Below are 25480 nucleotides of genomic sequence, written 5' to 3'. Positions count from 1 at the left end.
CATTGCATCGCCGCCAACACCGCACCCACCCTGCCACGCCCCACCGGCGTGCAGCCCCCCTCGGCTACAATGCACCAAAACAAGGCCGCACACCCCGGATGCGCATGACCGCCCGGATTGGCCAGCGGCCGGCACCACGACCACACCACTACATCATGTCCGAACCCAAGGCCGCACGCCCCCACCCCGCCAACGCACACCGGATCGCCTGAGCATGGAAGCCCACGCCATCCCCCATCTGCGCGAGATCGTCGTCTTCCTGATGACCGCGGGCATCGCGGTGCCCCTGCTCCACCACCTGCGCATCAGCCCGGTGCTGGGCTACCTGATCATCGGCGGCATCGTCGGCCCTTACGGCCTGGGCCTGTTCGCCACCGACTTTCCCTGGCTCGAATACGCGGTCATCACCGACCTCAAGGGCGTGCAGGCGCTGGCCGAACTCGGGGTGATCTTCCTGCTGTTCATGATCGGCCTGGAGCTCTCGCTCGACCGCCTGTGGGCGATGCGCAAGCTGGTGTTCGGCCTGGGCAGCCTGCAGATCCTCATCACCGCCACGGTGATCGGCCTGGTGGCGCGCGAGTTCGGCAACACGCCGGGCGCCTCGGTGGTGCTGGGCGCCTGCCTGGCGCTGTCGTCCACCGCCATCGTCATGCAGTTGCTGGTGGAGCGGCGCGAGCTCGCCTCGCCGCTGGGGCGCTCCAGCTTCTCCATCCTGCTGATGCAGGACTTGGCGGTGGTGCCCATCCTGTTCATCGTCGGCGTGCTGGGTGCCAAGACCGGCGGCGACCTCGGCATGTCGCTGGCCATGGCCCTGGGCAAGGCTGCGGCGGTGATCGTGGCCATCTACCTGGGGGGCCGGCTGATCCTGCGGCCGATGCTGTCCATGGTCACCCGCTCGGGCAATGCCGAGATGTTCATGGCCGCCACCCTGCTCACCATCGTGGTGGCCTCGTCGATCACCGGCGCCACCGGGCTGTCGATGGCGCTGGGCGCCTTCCTCGCCGGCCTGCTGCTGGCCGAGACCGAGTTCCGCCACCAGATCGAGGTGGACATCGAGCCCTTCAAGGGCCTGCTGCTCGGGCTGTTCTTCATGTCGGTGGGCATGGGCATCGACTACCGCGTGGTGGCCGACGCCTTCGGCTGGATCGTGGCCTCGGTGATCGGCCTCTTCGTCATCAAGTCGGTGATCACCGCCGGGCTGTGCATCGCCTTCGGCCTGCCGCGCCACACCTCGCTGGAAGCCGGCCTGCTGCTCGGCCAGGGCGGCGAGTTCGCCTTCGTGGTGGTCGGCCTGGCGATGAGCCTGGGACTGATTCCCACCGACGTCGCCCAGTTCATGCTCATCGTCACCGGCATGACCATGGTGGTCACTCCGCTGGTGGCCAGCACCGCGAGCCGTCTGTCCTCGCGGCTCACCAGCGCCAGCACGCAGCAGACCGAAGAAGGCAACCTGGAAAGCCTCGGCCCCATCCAGGGCCACGTGCTGATCGCCGGCTTCGGGCGCATCGGCCGCCTGCTGGCGCGCACGCTGGACGCGGACAACATTCCCTATGTGGCGCTGGACACCAGCGCCAAGCACGTGGCCGACGCGCGCGCCGACGGCCTGCCGGTGTTCTTCGGCAACGCTTCACGGCTGGAACTGCTGCGCCGCGCCAACGCCGAGAATGCCAGCATGCTGGTGCTGACCATGGACAACCCGAACGCGGTCGAGCACGTGGTGGAAGTGGTGCGCGCCGAATGGCCCCAGCTGCCGGTGCTGGCCCGTGCGCGCGACGCCAGGCACGCCGCGCGGCTGCTGGCCCTGGGCGCCACCGAGGTGGTGCCCGAGACCCTGGAAGCCAGCCTGCAACTGGCCGGTCGCGTGCTCAGCCTGACCGGCGCGCCGGAAGACGTGGTGCACCGCCGCCTGGAACTGCAGCGCGGGCAGGAGCTGAACTCGCTGAAGGCGGCAGAGTAGGAAACGGCGCAGCACCACGACCCGAGGGCATCCACGCATCTTCCTTACGCCAAGGGCTGAAGAACCGCCGCATCGCGGCCAAGGCCGCTCCAACGGGAGATGATGTGGTAGGCGTTGGAGTTCGGGGCGACGGCACCCTGCCTAGCCGACGGTTTGGGCGCCGTCGGCAAGTTCGGCGCCGCCACCCAGCAAGGCCGCCAGTTCGTCCACCGGCAGCGGGCGGGCGAAGAGGTAGCCCTGGCCCATGCGGCAGCCTTCGGCACGCAGGAAGGCGGCGTGCTCGGCCGTCTCCACGCCTTCGGCCACCGTCTCCAGGCCCAGGCTGTCTGCCAGGGCGATGATGGCGCGGACGATGGATTCGTCGCTGGCCGAACTGCCGATGTCCTGCACGAAGGAGCGGTCGATCTTGAGGCGGTCGATCGGCAGGCGCTTGAGGTAGGCCAGGCTGGAGTAGCCGGTGCCGAAGTCGTCGACAGCCAGCTGCACCCCGAGGGCCTTGAGGCCGGCCAGCGCATGCTCGGCGGTGGCCGGATCGCGCATGATCACCGACTCGGTGACTTCGAGCTCGAGGCGGTCGGCGCCCAGGCCGTGGTTCGCCACCACAGCGCCCACCCGATCCACCAGTCCGGCGCTTTCCAGTTCCAGCGCAGAGAGGTTCACCGACACCCGCGGCACCCGCAGGCCGCTGCGGTCCCATGCGGCGAGCTGGCGGCAGGCCTCGTCGAGCACCCAGGCGTCGATCTGCTCGATGATGCCGATCTCCTCGGCAATGCCGATGAACATGGCCGGCGGCACCAGGCCCTGCTCCGGGTGCTGCCAGCGCACCAGCGCCTCCAGCCCCACCAGCCGTCCGTCGGCAAGCTCGTACTGCGGCTGGTAGTGCAGCAGCAGTTCGCCTTTGCCGGCAGCCTGGCGCAGCGCGCCTTCCAGCAGCAGGCGGCGCGAGGCGGCCTCGCCCAGTTGCGGGGCGAAGAAGCGCCAGGTGTTGCGCCCGGAGTTCTTGGCCTCGTACATGGCCAGTTCGGCGTGCTTGATGAGGGTGTCGGGATCGTTGCCGTCGTCCGGGTGCAGGGCCAGGCCCACACTGGCGGTGATCACGATCGAATGGCCACCGAGCGCGATCGGCTGCGAGAAGGCGCCGACGATGCGCTCGGCGAGCAGCGAGACCTCTTGCGGGCGGGCATCCTCCAGCAGCACGGCGAACTCGTCGCCGCCCACGCGCGCGAAAGTGTGTTCTTCGGCGACCAGCCGGCCGATGCGGATGGCCGCTTCGCACAGCAGTTGATCGCCCGCAGCATGCCCGAGGCTGTCGTTGACATGCTTGAAGCGGTCCAGGTCGATGAACAGCAGGGCGAGCCGCCCGGCGTGGCGATGTGCGCGCTGCAGGGCATGGGCCAGCCGGTCGCCGAACAGCGCGCGGTTGGGCAGGCCGGTGGTCAGGTCGTGGCTGGTGACGAAGCCGATCTGCGCTTCCTGCTCGCGGATCTCGGTGACGTCGCTCCAGATGCCGAAGTATCGTACCTGCCCGCCTTCGTTGGCACGGCGCAGTTCGTCGCGCACATGGCGCACATTGCCGGCCGCGTCGATGATGCGGTAGTCGTGGATGACGTGAGCCTGGTCGTCGAGCATGTCGAAGGCGGCCTGCGCACGTTCCAGGTCGTCGGGATGCACATGCTCCGCCCACCAGTCGGGGCGCATTGCCTCGGCCACCGAGTAGCCGTACAGGCGGGCGATGTTGGCGCTGACCCATTCGGTGCTGATCTCGTCGTCGCTGCGGCGCAGCGCGTAGAGCACGCAGGGGCCGGATTCGAGCACGCGGTTGAGCCGCTGGCTGGCGGTTTCGAGCTCGCGGGTGCGCAGCGCCACCTGCCAGCGCAGCGCCAGCGCTGCGCCGCCGAGCAGCACGGCCAGCAGGGCGACGGCGACCAGTCCGGCGCGCAGGTGCGCGGGCGCATCGCCTTCGGCCGGCGCCAGCGCGCGGCGCAGGGATTCGTAGTACGGCGAGTCGGGGTCCTGCCGCCAGGCATCCAGGTAGCGGTCCATGGTCGCCAGCAGGTCGGCGCCGCTGCCGCGCGGCGCGGCAAAGTACAGGCTCACGGTGCGGAAGGCGATAGGCGTCTCCGCCAGGCCGTAGCGGGCGTTGTTCCACGCCGCGAAGTAGTGGTTGGCCACCGCCGCGTCCACCCGCCCTTCGGCCACCGCGGCATAGGCCTCGGGCAGGGAGTCGACTTCGACCGCCTCGTAGGCGAAGCCAGCGTCCCCCATCTGCTCGTCGAGCGTCGGCTGATGCAGGCCACCGCGCAGCAGCGCCACCCGCTTGCCCGCGAGATCGGACATCAGGGCGATCGGCGAACCGGGCCGCACGGCAACCTGCGACCAGTCGTGGGTGACCGAGCGGGCATGGAAATCGAAGCGCTCGGCACGCTCCTCCGAGTAGGCCACGTCCGGCATCAGGTCCAGCTCGCCGCGCTCGAGCTGCGCCAGGCAGGCCGCCCAGCCGCAGCGCACCGGCTCGATGCGCCAGCCTTCCTCGGCGGCGATCCGCTCCAGCAGGTCGACGAACAGCCCGGCAGGCCGCCCGTCGTCGTCGACATACACTTTGGGCGGATTGTCGTAGATGCCGACGCGCACGGTACGCGCGGCATGCTCGGCATCGCAGCCCGCCAGCAGCAGGGCGCACGCCATGGCGGCGGTCGCGGCCATGGCAGCAGGCCGGAAGAAGGTGGTCAGCTTACGCAGCATCGGCCCCTGAAAAAACTCTCGATGAACACGGACGCAAAACACCGGTTCTTCCGGTTCCGGCTGCCGCCGTGACAGCGCCCGCCAGCACCGGTACGCAAAGAATACCCGCGGCGATTCGCTTTTTGGCGGACTTTTTCGGCACCGCCCGGCAAGCGCCGCAAGCACGGAGGACTAGTCCTTTTGGATGAGCTTCTAGCCCATCCGGCGGATGGCCGGCCGCGCAGCCCCGTCCTAGCATGCATCTGCCCCAATGGCCTTTTCCGTCCAGGCAGGAGATTCAAGCATGTCCATTCCCGGCCTCGCCATCGATGCTTTCCCGCATGTCCGATGTTCCGCCTGCGGCCTCGGCGCGCCGGAAGCCGAGGCGGCGCCTGATCTTGCGCAACTGCTCGCCACGATGCCGGTGCTGCAGGACATCGACGCGGACTCGCTGGCCGGGCTGGCGGCCGGTGCACGCCTGATCGAGTACGAACCGGGCACGCCGGTGTTCGACCGCGGCTCGGCGCCCACCGGCCTGTTCTTCGTGGTCGCCGGTGGCGTCAAGCTGGTGGCGCTGGGTGCGGATGCGCGCAGCCGGGTGGTGGAACTCTTCGAGCACGGCCGCATGTTCGGCGAGATCGGCGTATTCACCGGCGAGCGCTACCGCACGTGGACCGAAACGGTCGCCCCGACCACGCTGCTGCACGTGGACAAGGCCTGCGTGCTCACCGCCGTGGCCACCGACCATGCGCTGTGCCAGCGCATGCTGCGCACCGTGACCGCGCGCATCCAGCGCCTGATCGACAGCATAGGCGTGGCCTCGCCGACCACCGCCGACGTGCGCGTGGCGGCCTACCTGCTGGAACTGGCCGAGCGCGCCGAGCCGTCTGCACCCTGGCTGACCCTGCCGGCACCCAAGGCCACCATTGCCTCGCTGCTCAACCTGAGCAAGGAAAGCCTGTCGCGCGTGCTGCGCCGGATGATGGATTCCGGCGTGCTGCGCGTCTCGGGCCGCCGCATCCGCATCTGCGCCCGCGAACAGCTGGTGCAGCTGACCACCCCGGCACCCTTCCCCGACCACGCACACTGAGTGCGCTGGTCTTTCCCGACGGCTGCCGCGATATCGTGCCGCGGCAGCCGTTTTTTTCGTTGACGCTGCGGCCCACCGTGCATCCACGGACGCCCCCGGCCCTGCGCTTTACCCGGAAGAACTAGTCCCCCACCCCCTGCTTCCGGCGAATGGTCGCCGCCCGCGCGAATCGCCAGACTTCCTCCCCGTATGGAGCCACAGGGCTTTCACGGAACGAGGTGGGAGATGGCAACACGGCGCTGGCAGCAACTCTCGGTACTGATCATGAGCACCACGGCATTCACCATGTGCTTCGCCGCGTGGATGCTGTTCGCGGTGATCGGCATCCCGATCAAGGAACTGCTGGCGCTCAACGAGACCCAGTTCGGCCTGCTCGCCGCCACCCCGGTGCTCACCGGCTCGCTGGTGCGCCTGCCGCTGGGAATGATGACCGACAAGTTCGGCGGGCGCGTGGTGTTCTTCCTTCTGATGCTCGCCACCGTGCTGCCGATCTGGCTGATCTCGCAGGCCACCCAGTACTGGCAGTTCCTGCTCGCCGGCCTGTTCGTGGGCGTGGCCGGCGGCTCCTTCTCGGTAGGCATTGCCTACTGCGCGCGCTGGTTCGAGCGCCGCAACCAGGGCTTCGCGATGGGCGTGTTCGGCGCCGGCAACTCCGGCGCGGCGCTCACCAAGTTCGTCGCCCCGGCGCTGGTGGTGGCCTTCGGCTGGCAGTTCGTGCCGCAGGCCTTCGCCGCGGCGATGCTCATCGTCGCCCTGGCCTTCTGGTTCTTCACCTATGACGACCCAGGGCACCGTGTGGGCTCGCAGGTGAGCTTCTCCGACCAGCTGCGCGTGCTGCGCAACCCGCGGGTGTGGAAGTACTGCCAGTACTACTCCATCGTGTTCGGCGGCTACGTGGCGCTGGCGCTGTGGATGACCAAGTACTACGTGTCCGAGTTCGGCCTCGGCCTGGAAGTGGCCGCCCTGCTGGCCGCCTGTTTCTCGCTGCCCGGCGGCGTGCTGCGCGCGGTGGGCGGCTGGCTCTCCGACCGCTACGGCGCGCACAAGGTCACCTGGTGGGTGATGTGGGTGTCGTGGATCTGCCTGTTCCTGCTCTCCTACCCGCACACCGAATTCACCGTGCTAACGGTGGATGGCCCGCGCACTTTCGAGATCCACCACAACGTGTGGGTCTTCACCGCGCTGATGTTCGTCGTCGGCGTGGCCTGGGCCTTCGGCAAGGCCTCGGTGTTCAAGTACATCTCGGACGAATTCCCCCACGAGATCGGCGCGGTGTCCGGCATCGTCGGCCTGATCGGCGGGCTGGGCGGCTTCCTGCTGCCGATCATGTTCGGCGCCCTGCTCGACCTCACCGGCGTGCGTTCCAGCGCCTTCATGCTGCTCTACGGCGTCACCTGGGTGTCGCTGATCTGGATGTACTGGACCGAAGTGCGGCGCACCGACGTGCTGCACGGCGCCGACGAGGCGCGCAGCGCGGCCCCGGTCACCGTCCTCTCGCGCTGACCCGCACGCCCCCATTTGCCTGGAGATCTGCCCATGAACACTGTCAAGGTCCAGCCGCTGCACGCCCCGCGCGCCGCCAGCGGCGTCGACATCGAGCACTGGAACCCGGAGGACGAGCAGTTCTGGCGCGACGGCGGCAGCCGCATCGCCAGCCGCAACCTGTGGATCTCCATCCCTAGCCTGCTGTGCGGCTTCGCGGTGTGGCTGATGTGGGGAATCATCACCGTGCAGATGGCCAACGCCGGCTTCCCCTTCAAGCCCGACCAGCTGTTCACCATCGCCGCGATCGCCGGCCTGTCCGGCGCCACGCTGCGCATCCCGGCGTCCTTCTTCATCCGCATCTGCGGCGGACGCAACACGGTGTGGCTGACCACCGCGCTGCTGATGATCCCGGCGCTCGGCACCGGCCTGGCGCTGCGCGACACCACCACCCCGCTGTGGGTGTTCCAGCTGATGGCCCTGCTCTCGGGCATCGGCGGCGGCAACTTCGCCTGCTCGATGGCCAACATCTCCACCTTCTATCCGAAGCGCCTGCAGGGCACCGCGCTGGGCCTGAACGCCGGCCTGGGCAACTTCGGCGTCACCACTTCGCAGCTGTTGATCCCGGCGGTGATGACGGTGGGCGTGTTCGGCGCCGCCGCCGGCGAGCCGATCGCCCTGGTCAAGGATTCGGCCACGCTGATCGGCTCGATCGCCGCCGGCACGCCGACCTGGGTGCAGAACGCCGGCTTCGTCTGGCTGGTGCTGCTGGTGCCGCTGGCGGTGGTGGGCTGGTTCGGCATGAACAACCTGAAGACCGTATCGCCCAACATCGGCTCCACCGCCGCCGCCTTCGGCCGCATCCTGCTGTTCTACGGCATGGCGCTGGTGGTCGCCGGCATCGGCCTCTGGCTCTACCTGCCCGCGCCCAGCGGCTCCGGCCTGCTGTCGGGCGCCGGCATGTGGATCGTGCTGCCGGGGGTCATCTTCGGCACGCTGTTCGCGATGAAGGCGCTCGCCACCGGCGAGATGAAGGCCAACCTCGGCAAGCAGTTCGCGATCTTCCGCGACAAGCACACCTGGTCGATGACCGCGCTCTACGTGGTGACCTTCGGTTCCTTCATCGGCTTCTCGATGGCGCTGCCGCTGTCGATCACGGTGATCTTCGGCAGCACCCACGTGTTCGACGCGGATGCCGGCGCCTGGGTGCACGCCAAGAACCCCAACGCCCCCTCGGCGCTGATGTTCGCCTGGATCGGCCCCTTCGTCGGCGCGCTGATCCGCCCGGTGGGCGGCTGGATCTCCGACAAGCTGGGCGGCTCCATCGTCACCCAGTGGATCTCCATCGTGCTGGTGGTGGCTTCCGGGGCGACCGGCTACGTCATGCACCTGGCCTACCAGTCGGCTACCCCCGAGCAGTACTTCCTGCTCTTCATGCTGCTCTTCGTCGTGCTGTTCGCCGCCTCGGGCATCGGCAACGGCTCCACCTTCCGCACCGTCGGCGTGGTGTTCGACCGCGACCAGCGCGGCCCGGTGCTGGGCTGGACCTCGGCGGTGGCGGCCTACGGCTCCTTCATCGCCCCGGTGGTGATCGGCGGCCAGATCAAGGCCGGCACGCCGGAGAACGCGATGTACGGCTTCGCGGTGTTCTACGCCGCCTGCGTGCTGATCAACTGGTGGTTCTACCTGCGCCGCAAGGCCTACATCCGCAACCCCTGACCCCTGCCCCCCGACCCCGAACAGAGAACGCGGCGCGCGACAACAGAACACACGGCGCCGCACCACGACACGGCAATACCCGCATCCCTGGAACAAGGAGCACACCATGAGTCACTTTCTCGATCGCCTGCGGTTCTTCGACAAGGTGCAGGACACCTTCGCGAACGGCCACGGCATCGTCACCAACGAGGACCGCAACTGGGAGGACGCCTACCGCAACCGCTGGCGCCACGACAAGGTGGTGCGCTCCACCCACGGCGTGAACTGCACCGGCGGCTGCTCCTGGAAGATCTTCGTCAAGAACGGCCTGGTGTCCTTCGAGATGCAGCAGACCGACTACCCGCGCACCCGCGAGGACCTGCCCAACCATGAACCGCGCGGCTGCCAGCGCGGCGCCTCGTTCTCCTGGTACCTGTACTCGCCGCACCGCATCAAGCACCCGATGATCCGCGGCCGCCTGCTCGAGCTCTACCGCGCCGAGAAGCGCGCCGGCAAGGACCCGGTGCAGGCCTGGGAAGCGATCCAGGCGGATGACGCCAAGCGCGACAAGTACGTGAAGGTGCGCGGCCTGGGCGGCTTCCTGCGCACCAACTGGGACGAGGTGCTGGAGATCATCGCCGCGGCCAACATCTACACCATCAAGAAGTGGGGCCCGGACCGCATCTACGGTTTTTCGCCGATCCCGGCGATGTCGATGATTTCCTACGCCGCGGGCAGCCGTTACCTGTCGCTGATCGGCGGCGCCTGTGGCTCCTTCTACGACTGGTACTGCGACCTGCCGGCGGCCAGCCCGCAGACCTGGGGCGAGCAGACCGACGTGCCGGAAGCGGCCGACTGGTACAACTCCACCTACCTGATCATCACCGGCGCCAACCTGCCGATGACCCGCACCCCGGACGCCCACTTCGCCACCGAGGTGCGCTACAAGGGCACCAAGGTCGTCTCCATGGCGCCGGACTACGCGGAATACGTCAAGTTCGCCGACCTGTGGATGCCGGTGCGCCAGGGCACCGACGCGGCGGCCTTCCTCGCGATGGGCCACGTCGCGCTGAAGGAGTTCTTCATCGACCGCGAGGAGCCCTACTTCCAGGAATACGCGCGCAAGTACACCGACCTGCCGATGCAGGTCATCCTGCGCCCGCACGAGGACGGCTACGTCTCCGGGCGCAACCTGCGCGCCTCGGACTTCGACGGCGCGCTGGGCGAGGCCAACAACCCCGAGTGGAAGACCGTGGTGTATGACGCCAAGGCGCGCGCCTTCGTCGCCCCCAACGGCTCGATCGGCTTCCGCTGGGGCGAGGAAGGCAAGTGGAACCTGCTGCCGAAGAACGGCGCCACCCAGGACGAGATCGAGGCGGAGCTGTCCTGCCTGACCGGCCGCGACGAAGTGGTGCCGGTGGGCTTCCCGCACTTCCAGCCGGGCGAACCCGGCCTGCTCTACCGCAACGTGCCGGCGCGCCGCATCACGCTCGCCTCCGGCGAGGAAGTGCTGGTGAGCTCGGTGTTCGACCTGCAGGTCGCGCAGTACGGCATCGACCGCGGCCTGGGCGGCCCCAACGTCGCCAGCGGCTACGACGACGACAGCGTGGCCTACACCCCGGCCTGGGCCGCCAAGGTCACCGGCGTGAAGGCTGCCGACATCGAGCGCACCGGGCGCGAGTTCGCCGACAACGCCGCCAAGACCCGCGGCAAGTCCATGGTCATCATGGGCGCGGCGATCAACCACTGGTACCACAACGACATGCAGTACCGGTCCATCATGAACCTGCTGCACATGTGCGGCTGCGTGGGCCAGACCGGCGGCGGCTGGGCGCACTACGTGGGCCAGGAGAAGCTGCGCCCGCAGGCCGGCTGGGCGCCGATCGCCTTCGCCACCGACTGGCAGCGTCCGCCGCGTCATCAGAACTCGACCTCCTACTGGTACTTCCACACCGACCAGTGGCGCTACGAGACCATCGACGCCGACCAGCTGATGCACCCGGCGGCCAAGGCCAAGTACAAGGGCTACCGCCTGGCCGACTACAACGTGGTCGCCACCCGCCTGGGCTGGCTGCCCTCGGCGCCGCACTTCAACGCCAACCCGCTGCAGATCGTCGCCGACGCCGAGAAGGCCGGCGCCAGGGACGAGGCCGGCGTGGCGCAGTACATGGTCGACCAGCTCAAGTCCGGCAAGCTCGACGTCGCCTTCGCCGACCCGGACGCGCCGGAGAACTGGCCGCGCAACCTGTTCGTGTGGCGCGCCAACCTGATCGGCACCTCGGCCAAGGGCCACGAGTACTTCTTGAAGCACCTGCTGGGCGCGCAGAACGGCGTTCTGCAGGAAGGCGGCGACGGCAAGGGCACCCATGAGGTGAAGTGGCGCGACGAGGCCCCGGCCGGCAAGCTGGACCTGATGGTGGACATCAACTTCCGCCTCAACTCCACCGGCGCCTACTCGGACATCATCCTTCCGACCGCTACCTGGTACGAGAAGAACGACCTCAACACCACCGACATGCACCCCTTCATCCACCCGCTGTCCGAAGCCGTGACGCCGGGCTGGGAATCGAAGAGCGACTGGCAGATCTTCCGCTCGATCGCGAAGAAGTTCTCCGACCTGGCGGAGAAGCACCTGGGCGTGGTGAAGGACGTGGTGGCCCTGCCGATGCAGCACGACTCCCCCTTCGAGCTCGCCCAGCCGTTCGGCGAAGTGCGCGACTGGAAGAAGGGCGAATGCGAGCCGGTGCCGGGCAAGACCCTGCCGCTGCTGAAGGTGGTCGAACGCGACTTCCCCAACACCTACCGCAAGTTCATCGCCCTGGGCCCGCTGCTGACCAAGATCGGCAACAACGTCAAGGGCATCGACTGGAACACCGAGCAGGAGTACGAGGAGCTCAAGAAGTGCAACCGCACCGTCGAGCTGCCCGGCGTCTCCTACGGCATGCCCTCGCTGGAAGAGGACATCTCGGTGTGCGACGCGGTGATGCGCATGGCCCCCGAGACCAACGGCGAGGTGGCGCACAAGTCGTGGTCGGCGCTTTCCAAGAAGACCGGCATCGACCACCACCACCTGTACGCCGGCCGCCACGAGGACAAGATCACCTTCCGCGACATCCAGGCCCAGCCGCGCAAGATCATCACCGCGCCGACCTGGTCCGGGATCGAGTCGGAGACCGTGTCCTACACCGCCGGCTACACCAACATCCACGAGCACATCCCGTTCCGCACGCTGACCGGGCGCGCGCAGTTCTACCAGGATCACGAGTGGTTCCTCGACTTCGGCGAAGGCCTGTGCGCCTACAAGCCGCCGATCGACCTGAAGGCGCAGGACAAGGTGCCCGACAGCGTGCGCCGCAAGCCGCACCTGACGCTGTCGTGGATCACCCCGCACTCCAAGTGGGGCATCCACTCGTCCTACCAGGACAACCTGCGCATGCTGTCGCTGTTCCGTGGCGGCCCCTACGTGTGGGTGTCCGAGGACGACGCCAAGTCGATCGGCCTGAACGACAACGACTGGGTCGAGGCGATCAACGCCAACGGCGCCACCATGGCCCGCGCGGTGGTCTCCCAGCGCGTGCCGCGCGGCATGGCGCTGATGTACCACGCCCAGGAGAAGAACGTGAACGTGCCCGGCTCGCCCTCCACCGGCAAGCGCGGCGGCATCCTCAACTCGGTCACCCGGGTCATCGTCAAGCCGACCAACATGGTCGGCGGCTACGCCCAGCTCGCCTACAGCTTCAACTACTACGGCACGGTGGGCTGCCAGCGCGACGAGGTGGTGGTGCTGCACAAGGTGGCCGACCAGGACATCGACTGGCTGGAGCGCCCGCTGACGCCCGAGCGCGAGGAGCAGCGCAATCCGGTCGGGGTCGGGGCGAAGTAAGGACGAGAGACAGCGAGGGCGGTTAAGCCCTCCCCTTCAAGGGGAGGGTTTGGGTGGGGATGGGTTTCCAGCGGCGGCTTCGACGACACGAAGCGCCCGCCTGAACCGAAACCCATCCCCCCTCCCGGCCTCCCCCCTTGAAGGGGGGAGGAGGCATCAGCTAACGGAGATTACGAATGAAAATCCGCGCGCAATTCGCGATGGTGTTCAACCTGGACAAGTGCATCGGCTGCCACACCTGCTCGGTGACCTGCAAGAACGTGTGGTCCAACCGCAAGGGCATCGAGTACGCCTGGTTCAACAACGTGGAATCCAAGCCCGGCATCGGCTACCCGAAGCAGTGGGAAAACCAGGAGAAGTGGAAAGGCGGCTGGGAGAAGGTCAACGGCAAGCTGGAGCTCAAGGCCGGCGGCAAGATCAAGAAGATGGTGCAGATCTTCGCCAACCCCAACATGCCGCAGATCGACGACTACTACGAGCCCTTCACCTACGACTACGCGCGGCTGCAGAACGCCCCGCTGTCGGAAGCGGCGCCCACCGCGCGCCCGGTGTCGCAGATCACCGGCGAGAAGATGGACAAGATCACCTGGGGCCCGAACTGGGAGGACGACCTCGCCGGCGAATTCGCCGCACGCGCCCAGGACCCCAACTTCTCGCGCATGGAAAAGGAGATGTACAAGGAGTTCCAGAACACCTTCCATCTCTACCTGCCGCGCATCTGCAACCACTGCATCAACCCGGCCTGTGTGGCCTCCTGCCCCTCGGGCGCGATGTACAAGCGCGAGGAAGACGGCATCGTGCTCGCCGACCAGGACCGCTGCCGCGGCTGGCGCATGTGCATCTCCGGCTGCCCGTACAAAAAGGTGTTCTTCAACTGGGAGTCAAGCAAGGCCGAGAAGTGCATCGGCTGCTACCCGCGCGTGGAATCCGGCCTGCCCACGGTGTGCTCGGAGTCCTGCGTCGGCCGCATCCGCTACAACGGCATCATCCTGTACGACGCCGACAAGCTGCTCGACGCCGCCAGCACCGATGATCCGCAGGACCTCTACAAGGCCCACCTGGATCTCTTCGTCGACCCCTACGACCCGGCGGTCATCGCCCAGGCGCTGGCCGACGGCGTGCCGCAGGCGTGGATCGACGCCGCGCAGAAGTCGCCGATCTACAAGATGGCCGTGGAGTGGAAGATCGCCTTCCCGCTGCACCCCGAGTTCCGCACCCTGCCGATGATCTGGTACGTGCCGCCGCTCTCCCCGGTGCAGTCGCAGATCGACCAGAAGAATCTGCCCACCGAGGCCGACGGGGTGATTCCCAAGGCCGAGGCGATGCGCCTGCCGGTGCAGTACCTGGCGAATCTCTTCACCGCCGGCAAGACCGAGTACGTCACCTCGGCGCTCAACCGCCTGATCGCCATGCGCTCCTACATGCGCTCGGTGAACGTCGACGGCAAGCCGGACACCCGCCCCCTGCAGGCCGCCGGCATCGACGAGCACACCGCCAAGCAGATGTACCGCTACCTGGCGATCGCCAACTACGAGGACCGCTTCGTCATCCCGACCTCGCACGAGGAGATCCGCCTGGACGACTACTACGGCTTCCAGGGCCAGAACGGCTTCACCTTCGGCAACGACTCCTCGCCGGGCGTGTCGCCCAACTCGCTGTTCCCCGAGCGCCGCCGCGAGACTGTGGAATCGCGCGAACCCGCCCCGCTCGCCCCGCGCGAATAAGGAGAAACGACGATGAGAATCTTCCGACTGCTTGCCGCCCTGCTCGACTACCCGGCCGACGACATGCTGGCCGCGCTGCGCGTGGAGGCCGCTGACCCGGCCAAGTTCGTCGCCATCGAGGACGCCGCCGGTGTCCTCGGCGCCGAGGACCACGCCACGCTGGCGGCCTTCATCACCGAGCTGCTCGCCGCCGAGCCGGCCGAGCGCCAGGCCGAGTACGTGCAGACCTTCGACCTCACCGCCGAGCACAGCCTGCACCTCACCCACCACCTGTTCGGCGAGGAGAAGACCCGCGGCCCGGCGCTGATCGACCTGGGCGAGTTCTACCGCAGCTACGGCCTCAAGGCCGACGAGCGCGAACTGCCCGACTTCCTGCCGCTGATGCTGGAGTTCGTGTCCACGCTGGGGCTGGACGAGGCGCGCGTGTTCCTCGCCGACGTGGCCAAGGTGCTCAGCGTGCTCGCCGCCAACCTGGAAAAGTCCGCCAGCCGCTACGCGCCGCTGCTGCGCATCGTCGAACAACAGGGCAGCCTCGCCCGCCTCGCCGCCTGAAGGAGCGCCACATGAACCTGCTCAAACTGATCTTCGGGGTCTATCCCTACATCGCGCTGACGGTGTTCTTCGTCGGCAGCTGGATCCGCTACGACAACGAGCAATACACCTGGAAGACCGACTCGTCGATGCTGCTCTCCAAGCGCCACATGGTGCTGGCGAGCAACCTCTTCCACGTCGGCATCATCTCCATCTTCCTCGGCCATTTCGCCGGCCTGGTGATGCCGCACGCCTTCTGGCTCGCGCTCGGCGTCTCCGACATGGCCCACCAGTGGCTGGCCATCGTCGCCGGCAGCGTGTTCGGCACCATGTGCCTGATCGGCGCGGTGATCCTGTGGCTGCGCCGGGTGTTCAACCCGCGCATCCGTGCGGCCAGCCGCTACATGGACAACGCCATCCTGACGCTGATCCTGATCACCCTGCTGCTCGGCCTGTCCACCCTGCCGGTGTCCATCGGCCACGCCAGCCACGGCAATCCGGACGTCATGCTGGCGCTGGCCGGCTGGGTGAACAGCATCATCACCCTGGACCCGCAGCCCGAGCTGCTGGCCAAGGTGGAGCCGGTGTTCCGCCTGCACATGTTCCTCGGCATGACGGTGTTCCTGCTGTTCCCGTTCTCCCGCCTGGTGCACGTGTGGACCGCGCCCTTCACCTACATGGGCCGCGCCTACCAGATCGTGCGCAGCAAGCGCCGGGTGCGGGCGTCGGTCTGAACCGGACCGGCCGGATGCGATTGACAGCGGTCAAGGCGTGCCGGCCGGCGCTTTTCCACAATCCGCAAGATCGAATCTCCCCGCAGGACGCATCACCCCGATGATCCGCCCCGCACGCGTGCAACCCCTTCCCCGCCAGGCCGGCGGCCGGCTCCCGCCTCGTGCGCGGAGCCGGCCATGAAGCCGGTGCCGCCGCCGTCCGCGTGGTTCGGACAGCGTCTGTCGGGCAAGATCCTCGGCATCCTGCTCGGCTTTTTCATGGTGGCCCTGTCGGCCATCGCGCTCACCCTGTTCATTTCCTGGCAACTCGAAGGCGCGGCCGCGGCGATCAACGACGCCGGCAGCCTGCGCATGCGCGCCTGGCGCATCGCCTACCACCTGGCGCGCGCCGATGCCGAACTGCAGGACCGCAGCGCCTTCTCCGCCACCATCCATGAGGAGATCCAGGGTTTCGAGGACACCCTGGCCCAGCTCGGCCGTGGCGACCCTACCCGCCCGCTGTTCATCCCGCGCGACGACGACATCCCCGCCGACATCGCCCACCTGGCCCAGGTGTGGACGCTGGACATCCGCCCGCTGCTCGAACGCCTGGCGGCCACCCCCGAACCCTTCACCCTGCGTCTGCACATGAACGGCTTCGACGCCACGGTGACCGCCTTCGTCGGCGGCATCAACGACGCGGTGCTGAAGATGGAGCACAGCTACGCGCGCAGCACCAACATCCTGCGCAGCTCGCAGGTGGTGCTGATCGCGCTCGCGGTGATCGGCACGCTGGCGCTGATCCGCTTCTTCTTCGTGCTGGTGATCCGCCCGGTGTCCGAGCTCACCGAAGGCGTGCGGCGCATGGCCGCCGAGGATTTCACGGTGCGCGTGCCGGTGTTCGCGCGCGACGAGCTGGGCGAACTCTCGGAAGGCTTCAACACCATGGCCCACCACGTGCAGGACCTGCACGCCACGCTGGAGCAGCGCGTCGAGGACAAGACCCGCCGGCTCACCGAGAAGAACCGCGAGCTGGAGATCCTCTACGCCACCAGCGGTTTCCTGCACGAACCCAACGACATCGACGGCCTGTGCCGCGGCTTCCTGCAGCGCGTGCAGCACACCCTGGGCGCGCGCGCGAGTTCGGTGCGCCTGCTCGACCGCGACTCGCAGAAGCTGTGCATCACCGTGTGCGAGGGCCTGGACGAGCGCTTCCTCGACGACGAGGCGGTGCTCGCCTGCGGCCAGTGCGTCTGCGGTTCGGCCGCCGAGCACAACGTCGCCTTCATCGCCGACGTGGACCACAACCCCTCGCTGCTGCCGCTGGACACCTGCCGGCGCGCGGGTTTCCGCACCGTGGCCGCCGCCACCATCAGCGCCAACCGGCGCCCGATGGGCGTGTTCAACCTGTACTTCGACCAGCCGCGGCCGGCCGACGAGTCCGAGCGCCAGCTGCTCGCCACCCTGGGCCAGCAGCTCGGCACCGCGATCGACAACCTGCGCCTGCAGGCGCGCGAGCGCGAGATGGCGGTGTCGGAGGAACGCACCCTGCTGGCCCGCGAACTGCACGACTCGATCGCCCAGTCGCTCGCCTTCCTCAACCTGCAGGCGCAGATGCTCGACGAGACCATCGGCCGCGGCGACGAGGCCGAGATGCGCGCCATCCTGGCGATGATCCGCCAGGGCGTGCAGGAGAGCTACGAGGACGTACGCGAGCTGCTGGTGCATTTCCGCACCCGGGTGGGCGCGCAGCAGGATCTGGACGCCGCCATCGACGCCGCGCTGCGCCGCCTGGCCGAACAGAGCGGCATCGCCACCGACCTCGACATCCAGGGCGACGGCGCGCCGCTCGACCCGCAGAGCGAGACGCAGTTGCTGTACATCGTGCAGGAGGCGCTGTCCAATGTGCGCAAGCACGCCAATGCGCACACCGTCACCGTGCTGCTGCGCCGCGGGCTGGAGGGCCTGTCGGTGACCGTGCGCGACGACGGCGTGGGCTTCGACCCCGAACACCCGGCCGACGACGGCCAGGCCCACATCGGCCTGCAGATCATGAAGGAGCGCGCAGCCGGCATCGGCGCCCAGTTCTTCGTGCGCTCCTCGCGCGGCAAGGGCACCGAGATCCGCCTGGACCTGCACCGCAAGCAAGAGGAGACCGCCTGATGGAAGCGTCCGGCGAAGAACAACGCATCCGCATCCTGCTGGTGGACGACCACAGCCTGTTCCGCAGCGGCATCCGCTCGCTGCTGCAGCGCCACCCGGAGTTCGACATCGTCGGCGAGGCCGGCGACGGCATGGAAGGCGTCAAGCGCGCCGCCCAGCTCAAGCCCGACGTGGTGCTGCTCGACCTGCACATGCCCGGCCTCTCCGGGCGCGAGGCCGCCCAGCTGATCAGCCGCGAAACACCCGACTCCCACGTGCTGATGCTCACCGTCTCGGAAGAAGCCGAGGACCTGCTGGAGACCCTGCGCGCCGGCGCCTGCGGCTATCTCTTGAAGAACATCGAGACCGACACCCTGGTGTCCGCCATCCGTACCGCGGCGCACGGCGAGTCGGTGGTTTCGCCGCGCATGATGGGCAAGCTGCTCGGCGGCCTGCGTGGCGCGCCTGCCGAGCCGTCTGCCGAACGTGCCGGCGGGCGCCCCGCCACCCCGACGCTGCGCGGCGAAGGCCCGGAACGCCTCACCCCGCGCGAGCGCGAGATCCTCGGCTTCATCGCGCGTGGCGGCAGCAACAAGGAGATTGCCCGCGAGCTGGACCTCGCCGAGAGCACGGTGAAGATCCACGTGCAGAACACCTTGCGCAAACTGGGACTGGCCAGCCGGGTGCAGGCCGCGGTGTACGCGGTCGAACACGGCATCGCGCCCCCGCCGTGAACCGGAGCGCCGCCATGACACCCCCTGCCTCCCGCCCCGCCAGACCCAAACCGCCCCTGGTCTATTCCTGCTCCGGCTGCTCCAGCGCCGCCCAGCTCGCCAACCGGCTCGCGCTCGACCTCGACGCGCTGGGCGTGGCCGAGATGTCCTGCATCGCCGGCATCGGCGGCAAGGTGCCGGCCTTGCTGAAGATCGCCCATTCGGGCCGTCCCATCCTGGCGCTGGACGGCTGCGTGCTCGCCTGCGTGCGCGAGACGCTGGCCACCGAGGGCATCGTGCCGGCCGAACACGTGCGCCTGGATCTGCTCGGCGTGAAGAAGCGCAAGAAGACCGGCTTCGATCCCGCCCAGGCCACCGCCCTGCTGCCGGCCCTGGCCGACACCGCGCGCCGGCTCGGCGCACCGTGCGCTGGCGGCAGGGACGGGGACGACACCGCATGAACATGCTGCACGAACTGGTCTGGCACGACGGACTGGCCACCGGGCTGGCGGAGATCGACGACCAGCACCGCCACCTGATCGGCCTGGTCGGCGAACTGGCGGTATTGCAGGCCGCACCGCCCGACGCCGAGCGGGTGCAGGCGCTCTACCACCAGTTGCGCGACTACACCCGCTATCACTTCGACACCGAGGCGGCGCTGATGGCCGCCTGGCCGGTCGACCCGGCCAATCGCGCGCGCCATCTGCGTGCGCACGCCGGCTTCGTGCAGTACCTGGACCGTGTCGGCGAGCTGATCACCCAACCGCAGCGCGACGTACTGGCCAACCTGCTCGCCTTCCTGGCCCGCTGGCTGCTGCACCACATCGGCAGCGTGGACGCCCGCCTCGCCCGCGAGATCCAGGAGCTGCGCGGCGACTCGCGGCCGCCCGGTGGAGCTGCCCGAGCCGACACACCCGCCGCCGCCGCACCGGAGAAAGGCCTGGCGGACGTGGTCAGCGATCTCTACGACGACGTCGCCCTGCGCAGCCTGGAACTGCTGGAACTCAACCGCCGGCTGCAGGACGAGATCGCCGAAAAAACCCGGGTGCAGACCCACCTGCGCCAGAGCGAGGCGCACTACCGCGCGGTGATCGACAACGGTCAGATCCTCATCTGGACCTCCGGGCCGGACCGCAAGCTGGAGTTCTTCAACCGCCCCTGGCTCGCCTTCACCGGCCGCAGCGCCGGGGAAGAACGCGGCTGGGGCTGGGTCAAGGGCGTGCATCCGCAGGACATCGGCCCCTGCCGGCGCATCTACTTTGCCGCCTTCGAGCGCCAGGAACCCTTCCAGCTCGCCTGGCGCCTGCGCCGGCACGACGGCGAGTACCGCTGGATGTCGGTGGAAGGCACGCCACGCTACGACGAGCGCGGGGAGTTCAGCGGCTACGTCGGCCACTGCCTGGACATCACCGACCTCAAGCTGGCGCAGGGTCGCCAGCGCCTGGCCGCGCTGATCTTCGAGACCATGGGCGAGGCGGTGATGGTCACCGACCCGCAGACCGTCATCCAGCGCGTCAATGCCAGCTTCACGCAGATCACCGGCTACACCGAGTCCGAGGTCGCCGGCCGCAGCCCGCGCTTTCTCACCGCCGACCGCCATGACGAGGCCTACCACACGGAAATGTGGGAGACCCTGCAGTACAGCGGACGCTGGGTGGGCGAGCTGTGGTACCGCTGCCGCGACGGCGCGATCCGCCCGCTGTGGCACAGCGTCACCGCGCTGCGCGACGAACACGGCAAGGTCAGCCACTACGTCGCGGTGCTCAACGACCTCACCGAGATCCGCCGCGCCCAGGAGGCCGCCGAACGCCTGATGTGGCGCGACCCGCTCACCGGCCTGGCCAACCGCGCGCAGTTCCTGCGCCAGCTCGACCACGCCCTAGCCACCGCGCACCGCGAGGACCGCTACGCCGACGTGCTGCTGATCGACCTTGACCGCTTCAAGACGGTCAACGAGGCCCGCGGCCTGGGCTTTGGCGACACCCTGCTGCGCATGGTCGGCGAGGTTCTCACCCATCGCCTGCACGCCGACGACGTGGTGGCCCATCTGGGGTCGGACGAGTTCGCCGTCATGCTGCGCCGTCCGCGCAGCGCCCGCGATCTGGCCGGCCAGCACGCCCTGGCGGTGGCCGAACGCATCCGCGCCACGCTCAACGCCGGCATGACGGTGGGCGGCGAAGCCCTGCAGCTGGAGATCAGCACCGGCATCGCCCTGTTTCCGCTGTCGCACAACATCACCGCGCCCGACATGCTGCGCCAGGCCGACGTGGCGATGCGCCAGGCCAAGACCCAGGGCGGCAACCGCAGCGTGTTCTTCGAGCTCGCCATGGGCGAGGCCATCCGCCGCCGCTCGCAGACCGAGCAGGCCCTGCGCGCCGCCATCGCCCAGGACCAGCTCCGGGTGTATCTGCAGCCCCAGGTCGACCGCAGCGGCAGGCCGGTGGGCGCCGAGGCGCTGGTGCGCTGGGCACACCCGGAACGCGGCCTGCTGGCGCCGATCGAGTTCGTGCCGCTGGCGGAGGAATCCGACCTGGTGGTCGCCCTCGACCGCTGGGTGCTCGCCGAAGTCTGCCGCCTGCTAGCGCGCAGCGACCGCACCCCGGCGACCACCGACGCCGGGCCCATGACGCTGGCGGTGAACATCAGCGCGCGGCACTTCCGCCGCAGCGACTTCGTCGACGGGGTGCGCCAGTGCCTGGCCGAAAGCGGCGCCAATCCCGCGCGGCTGGTGCTGGAGGTCACCGAAAGCCTGGTCATCGACGACATCGACGCGGTGATCGCCCGCATGGGCGAGCTCAAGGCGCTGGGCGTGCGCTTCTCGCTCGACGATTTCGGCACCGGCTACTCCAGTCTCGCCTACCTCAAGCGCCTGCCCATACACGAGGTGAAGATCGACAAAAGCTTCATCCGCGACCTCACCACCGACGACAACGACGCCGCGCTGGTCGACGCCATCCTGGCGGTGGCCTCGCGCATCGGCCTGCAGGTGGTGGCCGAAGGCGTGGAGACCCGCGAGCAGGCGGATTTCCTCAACGCCCGCGGCGAACTCATCCACCAGGGCTATCTGTTCGGCCGGCCGCAGCCTGCGGAGGACTGGCTGGCGATGCCGGACGGAGGCTGACTCAGCGCCAGCGGCAGCGTGACCCGCATCACCACCGCCGAACCCTCCCAGGGCTCGACCAGGAAGCCGGACTCGCGCGCGCAGTCGAGCATGCGCCGGTTGCTCGCCAGCACCCGCCCGGTCAGGCGCCACAAGCCGCGGCGCCGCGCATCGTCGGCCAGCGTGGCGATCAGCCGGCGGCCGATGCCCCGCCCCTGCCAGGCGTCGGCCACCACCAGGGCAAACTCGCAGGCCCGCGGATCGCGCCCCACGCAGTACCCGGCCAGGCCGACCATGTCCACTCGGCCACCGGCCGTGGCGAACACCCCGTAGCTCACCCCGTCGCGCGGGTCGGGCGTGCACAGCGCGTGCAACTCGTCCGCGGCCAGCACCGTATCGCCATGGCCGAAGCGGAAGTAGCGCGCGCCGTAAGACAGAGCGCTCACGAAGGCGCCCAGCGCGGTCGCATCCGCCGCACCCAGCGGGCGCAGCAGCGGCACCCCCTCAGCCGCCGGCGCCCCGCCATGCGGGCTCGCCCCCGGCGACGCCAAACCCATGATTGCCGCAGTATCCACCGTTCTGCCATGCACTTTGCGATGCCGCCAGCCTAGCGGCAGAACATGTCCGCAACATGACAAGCCGGTCGCGTCATCCGCCCGCAGTGGACCGCCGCACGCGCCATCCGCGATACTCTGCGCCCCATTGTCCCGCCATCCACCGCACATCGACCGCATGAACCGACTGCCCGAACGCATCGTCTGCCTCAGCACCGAAACCGTCGAGGTGCTCTACGCGCTGGGCGAAGCACGGCGGATTGCCGGCATCTCCGGCTACACCGTGTACCCGCCCGTTGCACGCAAGGAAAAGCCCAAGGTGTTCGCCTTCACCAGCGGCGATCTCGAACGCATCCTCGCGGTACGGCCGGACCTGGTGCTGTGCTTCTCCGACCTGCAGGCGGACATCGCCCGCGACCTCGTCAAGGCCGGCGTGGCGGTGCACGTGTTCAACCAGCGCAGTGTCGAGGACATCCTGGCGATGATCGCCACCGTCGGCCGGCTGGTGGGCGCCGAGGCGCGTGCCGGCGCACTGATCTCCGAACTGGAAGGCGTCATTACGCAGGCCCGCGCCGCGGCCGCAACCCTGCCGCGGCGCCCGCGGGTGTACTTCGAGGAGTGGGACGAACCGCCGATATCGGGCATCCGCTGGGTATCGGAACTGATCGCCATCGCCGGCGGCGAGGACATCTTCGCCGAACTTGCCACCCGCCCCTCGGCGCGCGACCGCATCCTCGCCGATCCGCTGGAGGCCGCACGCCGAGCGCCTGAACTGGTCATCGGTTCATGGTGCGGCAAGCGCTTCCGTGCCGAGAAAGTGTCCGCACGCCCCGGCTGGGAAGCCGTGCCGGCGGTACGCACCGGCCGCCTGCACGAGATCAAGTCGGCGATCATTCTCTCGCCCGGACCGGTGGCCATCCGCGAGGGACTGCCAGCGCTCGCAGCGCTGATCGCGGAGTGCGCGCACGAGGGCAGTGCTTAGCCCAAGCGCCGCAGAAAAAGAAAAAGCCCTTGAAACTCAAGGGCTTTTTGCTTTGCTTGGCGGAGACGGAGGGATTCGAACCCTCGATGCGAGTTTTAGCCCGCATGCTCCCTTAGCAGGGGAGTGCCTTCGACCTCTCGGCCACGTCTCCGTCAGGAAGGCGCGATCATAGCGATTCGGCGCCTCCCGGTCAATTTACTTGCGCTCAGGCGGCGTCGAGGCCGAAAGCCTTGTGCAGCACGCGCACCGCAAGTTCCAGATACTTCTCTTCGATGACCACCGAAATCTTGATCTCGGAGGTGGAGATCATCTGGATGTTGATGCCTTCCTCGGCCAGGGTGCGGAACATCTTGGAGGCCACGCCGGGGTGAGAGCGCATGCCGACGCCGACCACCGAGACCTTGGCGGCGGTCTTGTCGCTTTCCACCGCACGGGCGCCGATGTGGGCCTTGACGCCTTCCAGGATGCCGACCGCCTTGTCCAGGTCGCCGCGCGACACGGTGAAGGAGAAGTCGGTGGTGCCGTCGTGGCTGACGTTCTGGATGATCATGTCCACGTCGACGTTGGCATCGGCCACCGGGCCGAGGATCTGGTAGGCGATGCCGGGCTTGTCGGGCACGCCCAGCACGGTGACCTTGGCTTCGTCGCGGTTGAAGGCGATGCCGGAGATGACGGGTTGTTCCATGTTCGAATCTTCCTCAACAGTGATGAGCGTGCCCTCGCCTTCCTCCTGGAAGCTGGAGAGGACGCGCAGCTTGACCTTGTACTTGCCGGCAAACTCGACCGAGCGGATCTGCAGCACCTTGGAGCCCAGGCTGGCCATTTCCAGCATTTCCTCGAAGGTGATGGTGTCGAGCTTGCGCGCTTCCGGGACGATGCGCGGGTCGGTGGTATAGACGCCGTCGACGTCGGTGTAGATCTGGCACTCGTCGGCCTTCAGCGCGGCGGCCAGCGCCACGCCGGTGGTGTCGGAGCCGCCACGGCCCAGGGTGGTGATGTTGCCGTGCTCGTCAACGCCCTGGAAGCCGGCCACCACGACCACGTTGCCTTCGTTGAGGTCGCGGCGGATCGGCGCCTCGTCGATGTTCAGGATGCGCGCCTTGGTGTGCGAGGAGTCGGTGAGGATGCGCACCTGGCCGCCGGTGTAGCTCTTGGCCTTCTGGCCGATGTCCTTGAGGGCCATGCACAGCAGGCCGATGGTGACCTGCTCGCCGGTGGACACCACCACGTCGAGCTCGCGCGGATCGGGGTTGGCGGCAACCTCCTTGGTCAGCGCGATCAGGCGGTTGGTCTCGCCGCTCATCGCCGAAACCACGACGATCACCTGATGGCCCTGAGCCTGGAACTTCGCCACCCGCTTGGCGACGTTCTTGATGCGCTCCGGGCTGCCGACCGAGGTGCCGCCGTACTTCTGAACTATCAGTGCCATCGTCGTATCCAGTGCCTGTGGATAAAAGGCGCAATTCTAACGAATGTGGCAGCGAAAGGGCAGCTTGAAGGCGGGTTTTCCGGCATCCCGGCGGGCGTTGCCGGCCCAATCCGCAGGCGGCCGCATGACTGGCCGCGCTGCGCCGCGAGACGTGGCGCTCAAGCCCTCCCGGACGCCCTTCTGAAAGCGCCCGGAGTGGGCACGAAAACCGGCCGAAAGCACTACTCACATAGGGTTACAACTTTCGAATTTCCCTTTCAGGCTAGTGGGTAAGCGCATGTCGACTGTGGTTAACCCTAGTTATGTTCATATCGTGGTTGTATGTTCCGGACATGCTGATCTATACTGCGCTCATCATACAACTTAAGTTGTATGGAACCATTATCAGTCAGTCGTGTCTCATAACGCGCCTGACATTACTCGACAGGAAGAGAGGCAATGAAAAACGTTGACAACATCGATGTCCGCGAGATCCGCCGCAAGCTCGGCATGAACCAGTCGCAGTTCTGGTCCAAGATCGGCGTCACCCAGAGCGGCGGTTCGCGCTACGAGAGCGGCCGCAACATCCCCCGCCCGGTGCAGGCGCTGCTCCGCCTGGTGCATATCGAGCAGATCGACATCAACAAGGTCAAGAAGGAAGACGTGGAAGTGGCCGAATACCTCAAGGCCAGCAATCCCGAGCTCTACAAGTCGCTCAAGAAGGAAGCCCGCGCCAAGCGCAAGGAACGCAGCTGAACACTGCAGCGCCGCCGTCGGCGGCT

The 25480-nt window shown here is 68.0% G+C and carries 17 protein-coding genes and 1 tRNA gene; 14 read left to right on the top strand and 4 right to left on the bottom strand.

What is annotated here, in order from left to right; translation table 11 throughout:
- Positions 1 to 214: 214 nt before the first annotated feature.
- The gene (locus IAI53_RS04405) at positions 215 to 1957 is read left to right on the top strand and encodes a monovalent cation:proton antiporter-2 (CPA2) family protein (RefSeq protein WP_187716912.1); all 1743 of its coding nucleotides are present in this window, start codon (positions 215 to 217) and stop codon (positions 1955 to 1957) included.
- Positions 1958 to 2098: 141 nt separating this feature from the next.
- On the opposite strand, the gene IAI53_RS04400 is transcribed toward IAI53_RS04405, so the two are convergent.
- Complete coding sequence (locus IAI53_RS04400) at positions 2099 to 4699, bottom strand: EAL domain-containing protein (RefSeq protein WP_187716911.1); 2601 nt, start codon at positions 4697 to 4699, stop codon at positions 2099 to 2101.
- Positions 4700 to 4982: 283 nt separating this feature from the next.
- Between IAI53_RS04400 and IAI53_RS04395 the strand changes: the two genes are divergently transcribed.
- The 11 genes from IAI53_RS04395 (at position 4983) to IAI53_RS04345 (ending at position 21775) form a co-directional block, all read left to right on the top strand.
- Positions 4983 to 5768 carry a Crp/Fnr family transcriptional regulator gene (locus IAI53_RS04395; protein WP_187716910.1) on the top strand — a complete coding sequence of 262 codons (786 nt, stop codon included), beginning with the start codon at positions 4983 to 4985 and terminating at the stop codon, positions 5766 to 5768.
- A gap of 225 nt (positions 5769 to 5993) precedes the next feature.
- On the top strand, positions 5994 to 7271 hold the full coding sequence (locus IAI53_RS04390) for an MFS transporter (protein ID WP_187716909.1): 1278 nt from the start codon (positions 5994 to 5996) through the stop codon (positions 7269 to 7271).
- 33 nt (positions 7272 to 7304) lie between these two features.
- Positions 7305 to 8969 (top strand): MFS transporter, encoded by a 1665-nt coding sequence (locus IAI53_RS04385; RefSeq protein ID WP_187716908.1) that lies wholly within the window; start codon positions 7305 to 7307, stop codon positions 8967 to 8969.
- Between the two features lie 106 nt (positions 8970 to 9075).
- On the top strand, positions 9076 to 12831 hold the full coding sequence (locus IAI53_RS04380; RefSeq protein ID WP_187716907.1) for a nitrate reductase subunit alpha: 3756 nt from the start codon (positions 9076 to 9078) through the stop codon (positions 12829 to 12831).
- Positions 12832 to 13007: 176 nt separating this feature from the next.
- Entirely contained in the window at positions 13008 to 14555 is a 1548-nt protein-coding gene (gene narH / locus IAI53_RS04375; RefSeq protein WP_187716906.1) for a nitrate reductase subunit beta, read from the top strand.
- 12 nt (positions 14556 to 14567) lie between these two features.
- Entirely contained in the window at positions 14568 to 15107 is a 540-nt protein-coding gene (gene narJ, locus IAI53_RS04370; RefSeq protein WP_187716905.1) for a nitrate reductase molybdenum cofactor assembly chaperone, read from the top strand.
- An 11-nt stretch (positions 15108 to 15118) separates the two neighbouring features.
- Positions 15119 to 15820 carry a respiratory nitrate reductase subunit gamma gene (gene narI / locus IAI53_RS04365; protein ID WP_187716904.1) on the top strand — a complete coding sequence of 234 codons (702 nt, stop codon included), beginning with the start codon at positions 15119 to 15121 and terminating at the stop codon, positions 15818 to 15820.
- 177 nt (positions 15821 to 15997) lie between these two features.
- Entirely contained in the window at positions 15998 to 17962 is a 1965-nt protein-coding gene (locus IAI53_RS04360) for a type IV pili methyl-accepting chemotaxis transducer N-terminal domain-containing protein (protein ID WP_187716903.1), read from the top strand.
- Entirely contained in the window at positions 17962 to 18675 is a 714-nt protein-coding gene (locus tag IAI53_RS04355) for a response regulator (protein ID WP_187716902.1), read from the top strand. Before IAI53_RS04360 ends, IAI53_RS04355 begins: the two co-directional genes overlap by 1 nt.
- Positions 18676 to 18689: 14 nt before the next feature.
- Complete coding sequence (locus tag IAI53_RS04350; protein ID WP_187716901.1) at positions 18690 to 19115, top strand: putative zinc-binding protein; 426 nt, start codon at positions 18690 to 18692, stop codon at positions 19113 to 19115.
- Positions 19112 to 21775 (top strand): EAL domain-containing protein, encoded by a 2664-nt coding sequence (locus IAI53_RS04345; protein WP_187716900.1) that lies wholly within the window; start codon positions 19112 to 19114, stop codon positions 21773 to 21775. Before IAI53_RS04350 ends, IAI53_RS04345 begins: the two co-directional genes overlap by 4 nt.
- On the opposite strand, the gene IAI53_RS04340 is transcribed toward IAI53_RS04345, so the two are convergent.
- Positions 21715 to 22311: a GNAT family N-acetyltransferase gene (locus IAI53_RS04340; RefSeq protein WP_187716899.1), complete on the bottom strand. Its 597-nt coding sequence runs from the start codon at positions 22309 to 22311 to the stop codon at positions 21715 to 21717. The genes IAI53_RS04345 and IAI53_RS04340 overlap by 61 nt on opposite strands.
- Before the next feature lie 175 nt (positions 22312 to 22486).
- On the opposite strand from IAI53_RS04340, the gene IAI53_RS04335 reads away from it, so the two are divergent.
- Positions 22487 to 23290 (top strand): ABC transporter substrate-binding protein, encoded by an 804-nt coding sequence (locus IAI53_RS04335; protein ID WP_187716898.1) that lies wholly within the window; start codon positions 22487 to 22489, stop codon positions 23288 to 23290.
- Positions 23291 to 23347: 57 nt separating this feature from the next.
- Here IAI53_RS04335 and IAI53_RS04330 read toward each other — a convergent pair.
- Positions 23348 to 23441: transfer RNA gene (locus tag IAI53_RS04330), tRNA-Ser, on the bottom strand.
- A 54-nt stretch (positions 23442 to 23495) separates the two neighbouring features.
- Positions 23496 to 24719: an aspartate kinase gene (locus tag IAI53_RS04325; RefSeq protein WP_187716897.1), complete on the bottom strand. Its 1224-nt coding sequence runs from the start codon at positions 24717 to 24719 to the stop codon at positions 23496 to 23498.
- Positions 24720 to 25157: 438 nt separating this feature from the next.
- On the opposite strand from IAI53_RS04325, the gene IAI53_RS04320 reads away from it, so the two are divergent.
- Positions 25158 to 25454, top strand: a complete 297-nt coding sequence (locus IAI53_RS04320; protein WP_187716896.1) for a helix-turn-helix domain-containing protein — start codon at positions 25158 to 25160, stop codon at positions 25452 to 25454.
- Positions 25455 to 25480: the final 26 nt, after the last annotated feature.

Origin of the sequence: Thauera sedimentorum, assembly GCF_014489115.1 — a bacterium.
Lineage (GTDB): Bacteria > Pseudomonadota > Gammaproteobacteria > Burkholderiales > Rhodocyclaceae > Pseudothauera > Pseudothauera sedimentorum.
The sequence above is the reverse complement of the archived record's forward strand: the minus strand, read 5'-3'. Positions and strand labels throughout refer to the sequence as shown.